General features: G+C 55.8%; 11 protein-coding genes. 7 read left to right on the forward strand and 4 right to left on the reverse strand.

Features of this window, described 5'->3' with window-relative positions; all coding sequences use genetic code 11:
• Window positions 1-180: 180 nt before the first annotated feature.
• From ndk to ACIQ0G_RS07085, 3 genes are all read right to left on the reverse strand, one after another.
• Complete coding sequence (gene ndk / locus ACIQ0G_RS07075) at window positions 181-603, reverse strand: nucleoside-diphosphate kinase (protein ID WP_306062378.1); 423 nt, start codon at window positions 601-603, stop codon at window positions 181-183.
• 67 nt (window positions 604-670) lie between these two features.
• Window positions 671-1,102 (reverse strand): DNA polymerase III subunit chi, encoded by a 432-nt coding sequence (locus tag ACIQ0G_RS07080; protein WP_397577294.1) that lies wholly within the window; start codon window positions 1,100-1,102, stop codon window positions 671-673.
• Between the two features lie 12 nt (window positions 1,103-1,114).
• Window positions 1,115-2,572 (reverse strand): leucyl aminopeptidase, encoded by a 1,458-nt coding sequence (locus ACIQ0G_RS07085; RefSeq protein WP_397577295.1) that lies wholly within the window; start codon window positions 2,570-2,572, stop codon window positions 1,115-1,117.
• A gap of 177 nt (window positions 2,573-2,749) precedes the next feature.
• Between ACIQ0G_RS07085 and ACIQ0G_RS07090 the strand changes: the two genes are divergently transcribed.
• The 7 genes from ACIQ0G_RS07090 (at window position 2,750) to ACIQ0G_RS07120 (ending at window position 11,807) form a co-directional block, all read left to right on the forward strand.
• The gene (locus ACIQ0G_RS07090; protein ID WP_397577296.1) at window positions 2,750-4,981 is read left to right on the forward strand and encodes an LPS-assembly protein LptD; all 2,232 of its coding nucleotides are present in this window, start codon (window positions 2,750-2,752) and stop codon (window positions 4,979-4,981) included.
• 105 nt (window positions 4,982-5,086) lie between these two features.
• Entirely contained in the window at window positions 5,087-6,427 is a 1,341-nt protein-coding gene (locus ACIQ0G_RS07095) for a peptidylprolyl isomerase (RefSeq protein ID WP_397577297.1), read from the forward strand.
• Complete coding sequence (gene pdxA / locus ACIQ0G_RS07100; RefSeq protein ID WP_397577298.1) at window positions 6,427-7,446, forward strand: 4-hydroxythreonine-4-phosphate dehydrogenase PdxA; 1,020 nt, start codon at window positions 6,427-6,429, stop codon at window positions 7,444-7,446. The genes ACIQ0G_RS07095 and pdxA overlap by 1 nt, the downstream gene beginning before the upstream one ends.
• Window positions 7,443-8,264: a 16S rRNA (adenine(1518)-N(6)/adenine(1519)-N(6))-dimethyltransferase RsmA gene (gene rsmA, locus ACIQ0G_RS07105; protein ID WP_397577299.1), complete on the forward strand. Its 822-nt coding sequence runs from the start codon at window positions 7,443-7,445 to the stop codon at window positions 8,262-8,264. Before pdxA ends, rsmA begins: the two co-directional genes overlap by 4 nt.
• Window positions 8,265-8,314: 50 nt before the next feature.
• Window positions 8,315-9,523: a hydrolase gene (locus ACIQ0G_RS07110; RefSeq protein ID WP_397577300.1), complete on the forward strand. Its 1,209-nt coding sequence runs from the start codon at window positions 8,315-8,317 to the stop codon at window positions 9,521-9,523.
• On the forward strand, window positions 9,520-10,551 hold the full coding sequence (locus tag ACIQ0G_RS07115) for an arginine N-succinyltransferase (protein WP_397577301.1): 1,032 nt from the start codon (window positions 9,520-9,522) through the stop codon (window positions 10,549-10,551). The genes ACIQ0G_RS07110 and ACIQ0G_RS07115 overlap by 4 nt, the downstream gene beginning before the upstream one ends.
• Window positions 10,552-10,553: 2 nt before the next feature.
• Window positions 10,554-11,807, forward strand: coding sequence for an N-succinylarginine dihydrolase (locus tag ACIQ0G_RS07120; RefSeq protein WP_397577302.1), 1,254 nt, complete (start codon window positions 10,554-10,556; stop codon window positions 11,805-11,807).
• Window positions 11,808-11,940: 133 nt separating this feature from the next.
• Here the strand turns inward: ACIQ0G_RS07120 and ACIQ0G_RS07125 are convergent.
• The coding region (locus tag ACIQ0G_RS07125) for a hypothetical protein (protein ID WP_397577303.1) at window positions 11,941-12,129 on the reverse strand (189 nt) is incomplete at its 5' end.

Here is a 12,129-nt window from a genome sequence, read left to right on the forward strand (position 1 = left end):
TTGGTCGTAGCGCCAATGACGAACTGGTGGCCATCGCGCTTTGGCCTACAGAAGCCGCGCGCGACGAAGCTTTTCGCGCCATGTCGGCAGACGGCCCCTGGCCGCCTGCCGAGCGGATCAGTGAAGATACACTGCAAGTGCTCGACGATTTATGGGAAAAATCGCCTTTTCGAGTATGAATTACCCGACGATTTCTTCTGGCTTGAAGAAATACGCAATTTCAATCGCTGCGTTTTCGTCGCTGTCCGAACCGTGGACGCTGTTCGCTTCGATGCTTTCGGCCAGTTCCTTGCGGATCGTGCCTGGTTCAGCATTTGCAGGGTTCGTCGCGCCCATTATGTCGCGGTTACGCTGCATGGCGTTTTCGCCTTCAAGAACCTGAACAACAACAGGACCGCTGATCATGAAGTCGACGAGTTCGCCAAAGAACGGACGCTCACGGTGCACCGCGTAGAAGCCTTCGGCCTGTTCGCGGGTCATGTGGATGCGCTTTGAAGCAACGACGCGCAGGCCGGCTTCTTCAAGCATCTTGGTGACTGCACCAGTCAGGTTGCGACGCGTTGCGTCAGGCTTAATGATCGAAAAAGTGCGGGTAACCGACATGAAAAGCTCCATATTTGTAGGGGGAATTTGGCGCGCATCTAACGTCGCTGCACGTTGAGTGCAAGCTTTATGGGCCTTGGACCCATTTGCCGCCGTCCTGTTTCCAATAGCGGCGTTCTACCCCATCACCCAATGTGCGCCATGCGGATCGCGCATTGTCGGTCTGTTCCGGCGGAAAAAGATAAAAAACCCGCTCAAAATCTTGGGTAACCGCTCGCCAATTGCCGTCGGCCAGCGCAACAAATTTGGCGCCATTTGGCGCATCGGTATCTTGCGACAACAATATCGGCTGAAGTGCATCATCGCCCTCCCCCGATTTTGCGTGCGCTAAAAAACTGTCCGGCCGTGCGGTCCACAAAGCTGCAGAGATCGCATCCAGCTGGCCCGCATCATCACTGATAATCAGCAACCGCCCTTTATTGTCCAAGATTCGTTGGGCAATGGCAGGCAGAACTTTTTCAGCAGGATCGCGCGTAAGTTGATAAAAATCGACCTGCATGTCGCGGCAACATCAACCTTCGAAATTATCTGCGACAAACCGGTCAAGCAAACGCACGCCAAAGCCGGTTGCGCCCTTGTCCCACACGGGCCCCGCTTTATCGGCCCATACGGTCCCGGCGATGTCCAAATGCGCCCATTTCACGCCGTCCTTGATGAAACGACCCAAGAATTGTGCCGCGGTGATGGAACCAGCGCCCTTGCCGCCGATATTCTTCATATCGGCAATCGGGCTGTCGATCATTTTGTCATAGGCCTTCGAAAGCGGGAAACGCCACAGCGGGTCGCCAGAGGCCTTACCCGCAGCCGTCAACTTGTCGGCGAGTTCATCGCTGTTCGAGAATAGGCCAGCATATTCACTGCCCAGCGATACGATAATCGCGCCGGTCAATGTTGCGAGATCGACAATATATTCAGGGTTATACTTTTCCTGAACCCAATGCAGCGCATCACACAGCACCAGACGCCCTTCTGCGTCCGTATTCAACACCTCAATGGTTTGGCCCGACATTGATGTCACAATGTCGCCCGGGCGTTGTGCGTTGCCGTCAGGCATGTTCTCCACAAGGCCGCAGACGCCGACGACATATGCCTTTGCCTTCCGTCCAGCGAGCGCCTTCATCGCGCCTGCAACAGCGCCTGCGCCGCCCATATCCCACTTCATATCTTCCATGCCTGCCGCTGGCTTGATGGAAATGCCGCCGGTATCGAAAGTCACACCCTTGCCGACCAAAGCAACGGGACGTTCTTGCGAACCGCCAGTGCCGTCCCACTTCATCACCAGCAAACGGGCTGGACGACGCGAGCCTTGCGCGACGCCAAGCAGCGCACCCATGCCGAGCGCAGCCATGTCCTTGTCATCCAGCACGTTGATTTCGACGCCAAGCTCCGCGAGTTGTTTACAGCGTTCAACAAAGCTTTCCGGATAAATGATGTTGGCAGGTTCGGTGACCAGTTCCTTGGTCAAGGCAACGCCTTCAGCGATTGCATGATAGCTCGGCCAAAGCGTGCTTGCGTCTGCAGGCGCGCTTGCCACCGTCAATGTTTCCACTGTCGGCTTTGATGTTTCCGCCAATTTGGTGCGGTATTTGTCCATGCGCCAGTTGCGCAATGTTGCGCCATAAGCCGCTTCTGCAGCCGCTTCCGCGCTCAGGTTCGCGCCATGAATGGCAATATGTTTGGCGCCCGATGTCTGAACCTTGGCAACAATGTCGCCGCCGGCCTTTTGATAATCACCGGCTTCTCCATCCGCGACACCGACCAAAATGATCCGAACAAGCTTCCCGCCCTCTTCATTGATGAGCAGGAAGCTTTGCCCTGCCGCACCTTCGAAACGCGCCAATTTTGCGGTCGCGCGCACGATATCGCTATTTTCCAAAGGAAATGTGAAGTCTGCGAACGTCGTTTTTGTTACGATGAACGCGAGAACGTCGGCATCTTGGGGGCGTGCATCGGAAAAATTGATCTTCATGGAAATGATATGCCTTTTTTGCGGATAACGGGTTTTACGGGTCTATAGGCCTAATTCACCCTTGGATTAAAGCAAAAGATAGGGGATAAATTCCCACGGTTAATCGCAAATACAGCGTTAAATGGGATGATGGGTGGACCCAATGCGATAGCGGCGATAAAGGACTGCACGGTTTTTATGAACATCCCCGCCACCCGCACCTTTTTATCGCGCTTATTGCTTGTTCCGATTTTCATCGGATGCGGGTCTGTGTCGTCTTTCGCATTGGCCCAAACGGGGCCCTCAGCGGCAGCCGCACAAAAGGCTAGCGACCAAATCGATTTCGATGCTGCTGTTGTTGAATATGACTCCAACACTGAAACCGTCACGGCAAAAGGCAATGTGATTGTCAGTCGCGATGGATATACATTGCGCGCAGACAATATCATCTGGGACCGCAAAAGCGGGCGTGTTTTCGCGGAAGGCGCCATTCGCGCCATCGGCCCAGAAGGCGACGTTGCCTATGGGGACAAAATTGAACTCACCGACGCATTGAAAGACGGCGTCATCGACAATCTGCTTGTCGTTTTGGCGGACGAAAGCCGGCTTGCCGCCAAACGCGGTGGACGGAAAGATGGCATTTATACGCTTGATTATGTGGCATATACGGCGTGTAAAGTTATAGGCACTGACGGCTGTCCAAAAAAACCAAGCTGGGAAGTGAAAGCGGTTAAGGTCGTTTACGACCCCAGCAAAAAACGCGTCGTTTACAAAGGCGCACGGATCGAACTGTTTGGCCTGCCGGTCATTCCGCTGCCATTTCTGTCGCACCCGGTAGACGCCAAAGCGGGCAGCGGCTTTCTTGTACCCAGCATCGGCTTTTCGCGGAATAACGGCGCTGAGCTTGAGCAATCCTATTATTGGCGAATATCCGAAAATCGGGATGCGACCGCAGCAATAACCGCTTTTTCCGGCGCGGCGCCCTTGGGCAGACTCAATTTCCGGACGCTCGAAAAAAATGGCGCTATCGCTCTGAGCGCATACGGAACCTACAGCAATCGTATCAATACAGGCGGCACTTCGACACCTGTCGGCGCAGATGTTTTCCGTGGCTATCTCGAAGGCGCAGGCAAGTTCCAGCTCGATCCCAATTGGTCGATTTCGGCATCAGGCCGTTATGCATCAGACCGCACGTTTTTGCGTCGTTATGACATCAGCCGGGATGACAGGCTCCGCTCGACCTTTGCTGCCGAACGGATTGGTGACAACAGCTACTTCTCGCTCGCAGGCTGGTCCGTCCAGACCCTGCGGGTCAGCGACCGCCAAGGCCTAGCGCCAATCGCGCTACCCGAAATTGATTACCGCCTGCGCATGGATGCGCCTGTTGTCGGCGGTACAATCCAGCTTCAAGCCAACAGCCTGGCCATCAGCCGGACCGAGGGCCAAGACACGCAGCGTGCATTTTCGTCCGCCAAATGGGATCTGCGCAAAATAACCGCGCTTGGGCAGGAACTAACGCTCACGGCGCTCGCGCGCGGGGATGTGTACCATAGCGACGAAAATGCCAGCACGCTGACCACGATATACCGCGGCGATTCAGGGTGGCAGCACCGCGCCATTTTCGCCACTGCGGCTGATATAAAATGGCCTTTTGTCGGACAAGCCTTTGGCGGCACGCAGATTCTTACGCCCCGCGTCCAAATGGTCGCAGCGCCGTCGATTTCCAATTTGAACATTCCAAATGAAGATTCGCGCGCCGTGGATTTGGAAGACAGCAACCTGTTCGCGCTAAACCGATTCCCCGGCTACGACCGTTTTGAAGACGACCTGCGCATTACATATGGTTTCGACTGGGCATTCCGCAAATCGGACTTTTCCGCTGACATCAACCTGGGTCAAAGTTACCGCCTGTCTGACCGGGGGTCGATTTTCCCTGATGGAACGGGCCTATCTGACAAAGCATCGGATATTGTCGGCCGGTCGGAATTTCGTTTCAAAGACTTGGTTAAACTCACACACCGCTTCCGTCTCGATAAAGACAATTTGTCGATACGCCGCAATGAGGTCGATGCCACAATAGGATCACGTGGCACATATGTTCAGGCGGGTTATCTGAAGCTCAATCGCAATATTGGCCCGACCCTCGAAGACCTCACTGACCGCGAAGAAATTCGTTTGGCAGGACGCGTGCGCGTTGCACGTTTTTGGTCGCTATTTGGATCTACAATTGTCGATCTGACGGACACTGCAGAGGATCCGACCAGTATTTCCGATGGCTTCGACCCCATTCGGCACCGGCTTGGCATTGCCTATGATGATGACTGCTTGTCGTTAAGTCTGGCGTGGCGGCGCGACTATCAGCCTGTCGGAGATTCGCAGCGTGGGAACAGCTTTCTGTTCCGTCTGGCATTTCGCAATCTCGGTGTGTAAAGCATCCCGAATAAATTCGTGGAGAAGGATGATACTGCTCATCTGCTGTTCAGCAGTGTCTGGTTACCCGTCCCCTCGAACTGTCTGTGTACTGGATGTAAATCAATGAAGTTATTCAAGCGCCTGTCCCTCGTCGCCATGCTCGTTTCCGCAACGGCGCTGACACCGCTGATTGCGCAAACTGTCGGCGATGATGCTGCACCAGAAGCCACATTGGCCATTCCAGACGGACAGCAGCTATTTGGCAAAAACGACCCCAATGTGCGCCGTGCGACGGCGCAGGTGAATGGCGAGATTATTACAGGCACGGACATTGATCATCGCCTCGCGCTGATCATTGCTGCCAATGAAAATAAGCTGCCCCCCGAAGAATTGGCGCGTTTCCGTGCACAGATTTTGACGAACCTGATTGATGAAACGCTGCAAATCCAAGAAGCCGCCGCCAATGAGATTGAAGTCACCGACGCGGAAGTGAATCAATATTTCAATCGCGTCGCGCAGCAGAATTTCAATCGGCCTGCGAGTGAGGTGGAAAAATATCTGATCTCTATCGGTTCATCGGTAGCGACGTTGAAGCGCCAGATTAAAGGCGAGCTTTCCTGGAGCCGCCTGTTGTCGCGCAATGTGCGGCCATCGGCCAATGTCAGCGACGATGAAGTGAATGCCATTATCGAGCGTATCAAGGCTACCAAGGGAACCACGGAATATCGTTTGGGCGAGATATATCTGTCCGCAACGCCGGAAACGATGCCAGCGATCACCGAGAACGCGAAGAAAATCATCGACCAGCTGCGTCAGGGCGGTAACTTTGTCGCATATGCGCGCCAGTTTTCGGAAGCCTCAACCGCGTCTGTCGGCGGTGACCTTGGATGGCTTTCCTTGGCGCAGCTGCCCCAGTCGCTCGCAAATGCCGCCGCCAACATGAACGCGAACGAGATTCAGGCCGTTGCCTCGCCCGGCGGGATTTCGATATTGCTGTTGATCGACCAGCGTCAGGTCGCAACATCCGATCCACGCGATTCCGTGCTCAGCTTGAAACAGATCGCGATCACCTTTCCAAAAGGCACCACGGAGGCTCAAGTTACGCCGCTGGTAAAGCAATTTAGCGAAGAAACGCAGCAAATCACGGGCTGTGGTGCCGCTGACGAAATGGCGCGCAAACTGGGCGCCGATGTGGTCAACCGTGACGGCATTAAAATCCGTGAGCTTCCTGCACCGTTGCAGCAGGTCATGCTTGATCTGCAGATTGGACAATCGACACCGCCTTATGGCTCGCTGCAAGACGGCGTTCGCGTTTTCGTCTTATGTGGTCGTGATGCCCCGCAGGAAACTTCATCGGAAAGCTTCGACGAAATCATGTCACGGCTGGAAGAAGAGCGCGTAAACAAGCGCGCCCGGATTTACCTACGCGATTTGCGCCGCGACGCTGTTATCGAATATAACTGATGTCGGTTGGCCGACTGGAACTGCCACTGGCCGTTTCGGTCGGTGACCCGGCGGGCATAGGGCCGGAGATAATCGGCAAAGCGTGGGAGGCCCGCCACGCGTCTGGATTGGCGCCTTTCTTTGCAATTGGTGATATCGCCAGCTTCGCGCCGCATTGGAATGGTCCGGTCGTCCGCATTGATGATCCGGCCGAAACCTTTGCGCATTTTGATACGGCTCTTCCGGTCATCCAAGTGCATAACTGCATTTCGATTGTCCCGGGTGTTCCGGATCTTGATGGCGCGCATTGCGCATATCAGGCGCTTGAAATGGCGATTGGCTTTGCCCGAGCTGGCAGTGCCGCCGCGTTGGTCACAGGCCCTGTATCCAAGGCGCAATTATACGCGGTGGGCTTCACGCATCCAGGCCAGACCGAGTTTATTGCAGAGCGTTGCGGCGTTTCCAAAAACAACGCCGTGATGATGCTCGCCGGCCCTGACCTGCGCGTTGTCCCGATGACGACACATATCCCGCTCGCGTCCGTCGCGGAACAGCTTGACGGTCGGCTTATCCGCCAACGCCTGCGAGCGACAGCCAAGGGCCTGCAACGTAATTTTGGTATAGCAAACCCTCGGCTGGCAGTTGCTGGGTTCAATCCGCACGCTGGCGAATCAGGCAATATGGGCCGCGAAGAATTGGACATATTTGAACCTGCGATTGAACAGATTCGCGGTGAAGGCATCGACGTTGTTGGTCCCTTGCCTGCCGACACGATGTTTCATGCCGAAGCGCGATCGCATTATGACGCGGCCTTGTGCGCTTATCATGATCAGGCCCTCATTCCTTTGAAAACGCTGTATTTTCATGATGCGGTAAACATTACGCTGGGGCTGCCCGTTGTCCGTACCTCGCCAGACCATGGCACTGCGTTCGGGATTGCTGGCAAGAATATGGCACTTCCGCTTTCGATGATAGCTGCGATTAAGATGGCTGAATCTGCGGCGCTTCATCGCCTTGCTGCTGCCGATCTTGGCGGATGACGGTGTCGCTCCCTCCGCTTCGAGATGTCATTGCGCGACATGGTTTGTCCGCAAGCAAGGCGCTTGGCCAAAATTTCCTGTTCGATGAAAAGCTGCTTGATCGCATTGCCGCGATTCCCGGCAGCTTGGCCGGTGAGCATGTATATGAAGTTGGTCCCGGCCCCGGCGGCCTCACCAGAGCGCTCCTGCGTGCAGGCGCGCAGGTGCTGGCCGTTGAGCGCGACCATCGTTGCCTTCCTGCCCTGGCGGAACTGTCAGAGGCATTTCCGGGCCAGCTTCGCGTGATTGAAGGCGATGCGTTAAAAATCGATCCCTTCGCTGAAATTGGTGCACCGTTTCACGTTGTTTCAAACCTGCCGTACAATGTGGGCACGGCGCTTGCGGTGGGCTGGCTGGGCGGCAACGAATGGCCGCCACGGTGGAAAAGCCTGACATTGATGTTCCAACGTGAAGTCGCAGACCGTATTATCGCAGCGCCGGGCACGAGTGCATTTGGCCGGCTCGCGATATTGGCGCAATGGCGGTCGAATGCCGCAATTGCGATGCCCGTTCATCGTTCCGCATTTACGCCCCCGCCCAAGGTGATGTCGGCGGTCGTGCATATCACCCCCAAGGATGCGCCCGCAGATGTCAAAATGTCTGTGCTCGAAAATCTGACAGGCGCCGCCTTTGGCCAGCGCCGAAAAATGTTGCGGCAGAGCCTGAAGGGCGTCGCAGGCGCGTTAGAAGCGTTGAGCGCGGCTGGAATAGCCGAAGATCGCCGCCCCGAAACCGTAACTATTTCGGAATGGTGCGCTCTGGCAAAGGAAGTGGGTTAACGCATCTAGCAGGGGTGGCTCTTTGGAATATCCAAGGCTAAGAATGCGACATGCACACGCTATCTGCCAGCGAACGACAGGCGCTTGAAACCATAGAGCAACCACCGATGCTTGCCCAAGTCCAGAGCTGGGCCGCGATCAACAGTGGCTCGGGCAATCTTGACGGGCTTGCCACCACTGCCAATTTGCTCGCGGACGCATTCTCGGCCCTCCCTGGCGAAGTAACACTCGTTGAGCCCGAACCTGTGGACCGTGTGTTATCCGACGGAACGGTGACCACAGTGACGCATGGGCGGCATTTGCTGATGACCGTTCGCCCGGAATGCCCGGCACAACTGCTGTTTACCGGACATATGGACACGGTGTTTCCTGCGGACCACAGTTTTCAGTCATTGCGCTGGCTTGACGATGGCACGCTAAATGGCCCCGGTGTAGCCGACATGAAGGGCGGCATTGCTGTGATGCTCGCCGCTTTGAACGCTGCAGAATCGTCCGGAAAACTCGCACAAACGGGATACCAGATACTCATCAACAGCGATGAAGAGGTTGGCTCGCCATCATCCGCACAATTGATCGCACGACTTGCGCAGAACAAGCTTGCTGCGCTTACGTATGAACCCGCATTGCCCGACGGTACGCTGGCGGGTGAACGTGGTGGCAGCGGCAATTTTTCTATCATCATTGCGGGAAAATCGGCGCATGCGGGCCGGAACCCCGACGATGGACGCAACGCGCTTTTGGCGGCAGCGGACCTTGCGCTGCGGCTCAAGCAACTTTCGCGCGAAGGCCTGTCAGTAAACCCCGCCAAAATTGACGGCGGCGGTCCCAATAATGTTGTGCCCGATCATGCGATATTGCGGGTGAACTTTCGGCCGCGCACGCCAGAGATTGTGCAGCAGACGGACGTAGACCTGCGCAGGGTTATTGCCGACATTGAACGTGAACATGATGTGCGTGCGCATCTGCACGGCAGTTTCGGCCGCCCGCCAAAGCCCATTGATGATGAGGCTGCGAAGCTGTTTGGCTTGGTCAAGCAATGCGGGGCTGATCTGGGCATCCCAGTGGCATGGCGTTCGAGCGGCGGCGTATGTGATGGCAACAATATCGCCGCCTGCGGCGTCCCCGTCGTCGATACGATGGGCGTACGCGGGGGCAGCATTCACAGCTCCGATGAATTCCTCATCGTCGAAAGTTTGGTCGAACGCGCACAATTATCGGCGCTGACGATTATGCGCTTATCAGAAAAAGGGACTTTATGACCTTCATCATCCGTCCGGCAAATGTGAACGATCTTCAGCCGATTTATGAAATGGCCAAAAGGACAGGCGGCGGGTTCACCAACCTTCCACCCGACCGAAAGGCTCTGATGCAAAAGCTGGAGCGGTCAGCCGCTGGCTTTGACCGCGTGGGTGAGGAAGTTGCCGACGATCTATATGTTTTCGTTCTGCAAAACACCGCGACGGGCGAAGTGCGCGGGACATGCCAGATATTTGGCAAAGTTGGCCAAAAATGGCCGTTCTACAGCTATCGCATTGGCGCATTGACGCAGCATAGCGTTGAACTGGAACGGACATTTCGTGCGGATATCCTTAATCTGTCAACGGACCTGGAAGGCGCGACTGAAGTTGGCGGATTGTTCCTGCATCCCGGCGAGCGGGCTGGCGGATTAGGCATGCTGATTGCGCGCAGCCGCTATCTGTTCATTCGCAACCACCGCGCCCGATTTGCCGACCGGACGATCGCAGAATTGCGTGGCGTCATTGACGAAGCGGGCGGATCGCCGTTTTGGGACGGTGTCGCTGGCCGCTTTTTCGGCATGAGCTTTCAGGAAGCAGACGAATTCAACGCGAAATTCGGCAACCAATTTATCGCTGACCTCATGCCGAAGCACCCTGTCTACATTGCCATGCTTCCCGACAGTGCAAAGACCGTCATCGGCGTACCGCATCCTTCAGGCCGCGCTGCAATGCGTATGCTTGAGAACGAGGGATTTGCTTGGGAAAATTACATCGATATCTTTGACGGCGGCCCGACCATGACCGCGCGTACAGATCAAATCCGCAGCATCCGTGACGCGAAAGACGTCATAATAACTGCCGTCAGCGATGACGTTGGCGAACATAAATCCGGTGATAAAAAGCTGATAACGCTGGGCCGTCTGCATGCGTTTAAAGCCGCCTATGGCTGGATTGATGATCAAGGCGATAATGTCATTGTCGACAGCAATTGTGCGCGCGCGTTGGGCATTTCAGCAGGTGATGCTGTAACCTATGTCGAACGCGCTTGATCATGGATTTGGTCGAAATAAACTTTGATGGGATTATTGGTCCAAGCCATAATTACGCAGGATTGAGCGTTGGCAACCTGGCATCGTCAAACAATGCCGGCGCCCCGTCTTATCCAAAGGCTGCTGCCCTGCAGGGTATCGAAAAGATGCGCGCGAACCTGCGCCTCGGATTAGCGCAGGGATTTTTCATGCCGCTCGACCGGCCGAACCAAAATTGGCTTTCCGGACTGTCGACCGACATGCAATCGGCGGAACCGCATATCCGCGCCGCGGCTTTTTCGGCGTCGGCCATGTGGGCCGCCAATGCAGCCACGGTGTCGCCCGCGCCTGATACGGCGGATGGCAAATGTCATCTGTCGGCGGCGAACCTGCTAACGATGGCGCACCGCAGCCATGAATGGACCGGAACGCTTGCGCAGTTAAAACTGGCATTTGCCGATGCAGCACATTTTGCAGTGCACGGACCCGTTCCAGCGCCGTTTGGCGATGAAGGTGCGGCAAACTTCATGCGCCTGTGCCGAACGCACCGGGACGCTGGCATTGAGATATTTGTCTATGGCAAATCGGGCGGTCCATTCCCCGCACGTCAGCATATTGAGGCATCGAAAGCCATTGCGCGGGCGCACCGGCTAGATGCGGCCAAAACATTGTTCATTCAACAATCCGAGAGCGCGATTGCCGCTGGCGCGTTCCACAATGACGTCGTTGCCGTGGCCAATGAACATGTACTCTTCACCCATGAGCAGGCGTTTGAACATCCCGAGCAAACCTATGCCGATATCAAGCGGCGCATGCCCGAGGCAGAGATCATCATTGTGCCAGCCGACCGGGTCAGCCTTGCCGATGCTATTCAAAGCTATTTGTTCAACGCGCAGTTGGTGACCCTACCCGACGGCGGCATGGCGCTCATCCTGCCCAGCGAGGCACAGGACAATGTGCGGGTTTGGGGCTGGCTGAGCGAGATGGTCGCGGGCAATGGCCCGATTCGCAAGCTCGTCCCCGTCGATGTGCGCCAATCGATGGCCAATGGCGGCGGCCCGGCCTGTTTGCGCCTGCGCGTGGTCGCAGATCCCGCCACGGTCGACCCGCGCTTCATCGCCAATGAGGCTAAGCTCGACCAAATTGCCAGCGTGGTTGCTGCATATTGGCCGGAGTCGATTGTGCCGGACCAATTGGGCGATGCGTCATTAATGGATCAGGTACGCGCGGCGCGCATGGCACTGTTAACCATGTGCGATCTAACCGCGTTAGCCTGACTGTCGGTTTTTCTTACAATCGGCGCGTTCGTTAACCATCGTCACCGCTGCAAATACTGATTTGGCACGGGCATTGCTTCATATTCAGTTAACTATGAAACGCATCCTACGCCTGTTCACAATCAAAACGAAACTAGAGGTCTTTATGATCACCTACGCGCTTGGCTTGGGTGCCGTGAAGCGTGGGCAGGAGTATATGGTCCAATATCCCGGCAACATCGGGAAAATGTTCTTCATACTGTGCACAGGCGCCGTTTTTATCGCTGCCGCCAAAATGCTTCAGGCGGTCGAATTTGATGCAGCCTTCGGTGAGGATTAACGC

This window comes from Sphingorhabdus sp. (assembly GCF_044354325.1).
GTDB lineage: Bacteria > Pseudomonadota > Alphaproteobacteria > Sphingomonadales > Sphingomonadaceae > Sphingorhabdus_B.

Excerpts from the sequence above, each read along its gene's own strand:
- ndk (WP_306062378.1), bottom strand. The coding sequence starts at position 603 with ATGTCGGTTACCCGCACTTTTTCGATCATTAAGCCTGACGCAACGCGT.
- ACIQ0G_RS07080 (WP_397577294.1), bottom strand. The coding sequence starts at position 1,102 with ATGCAGGTCGATTTTTATCAACTTACGCGCGATCCTGCTGAAAAAGTT.
- ACIQ0G_RS07085 (WP_397577295.1), bottom strand. The coding sequence starts at position 2,572 with ATGAAGATCAATTTTTCCGATGCACGCCCCCAAGATGCCGACGTTCTC.
- ACIQ0G_RS07090 (WP_397577296.1), top strand. The coding sequence starts at position 2,750 with ATGAACATCCCCGCCACCCGCACCTTTTTATCGCGCTTATTGCTTGTT.
- ACIQ0G_RS07095 (WP_397577297.1), top strand. The coding sequence starts at position 5,087 with ATGAAGTTATTCAAGCGCCTGTCCCTCGTCGCCATGCTCGTTTCCGCA.
- pdxA (WP_397577298.1), top strand. The coding sequence starts at position 6,427 with ATGTCGGTTGGCCGACTGGAACTGCCACTGGCCGTTTCGGTCGGTGAC.
- rsmA (WP_397577299.1), top strand. The coding sequence starts at position 7,443 with ATGACGGTGTCGCTCCCTCCGCTTCGAGATGTCATTGCGCGACATGGT.
- ACIQ0G_RS07110 (WP_397577300.1), top strand. The coding sequence starts at position 8,315 with ATGCACACGCTATCTGCCAGCGAACGACAGGCGCTTGAAACCATAGAG.
- ACIQ0G_RS07115 (WP_397577301.1), top strand. The coding sequence starts at position 9,520 with ATGACCTTCATCATCCGTCCGGCAAATGTGAACGATCTTCAGCCGATT.
- ACIQ0G_RS07120 (WP_397577302.1), top strand. The coding sequence starts at position 10,554 with ATGGATTTGGTCGAAATAAACTTTGATGGGATTATTGGTCCAAGCCAT.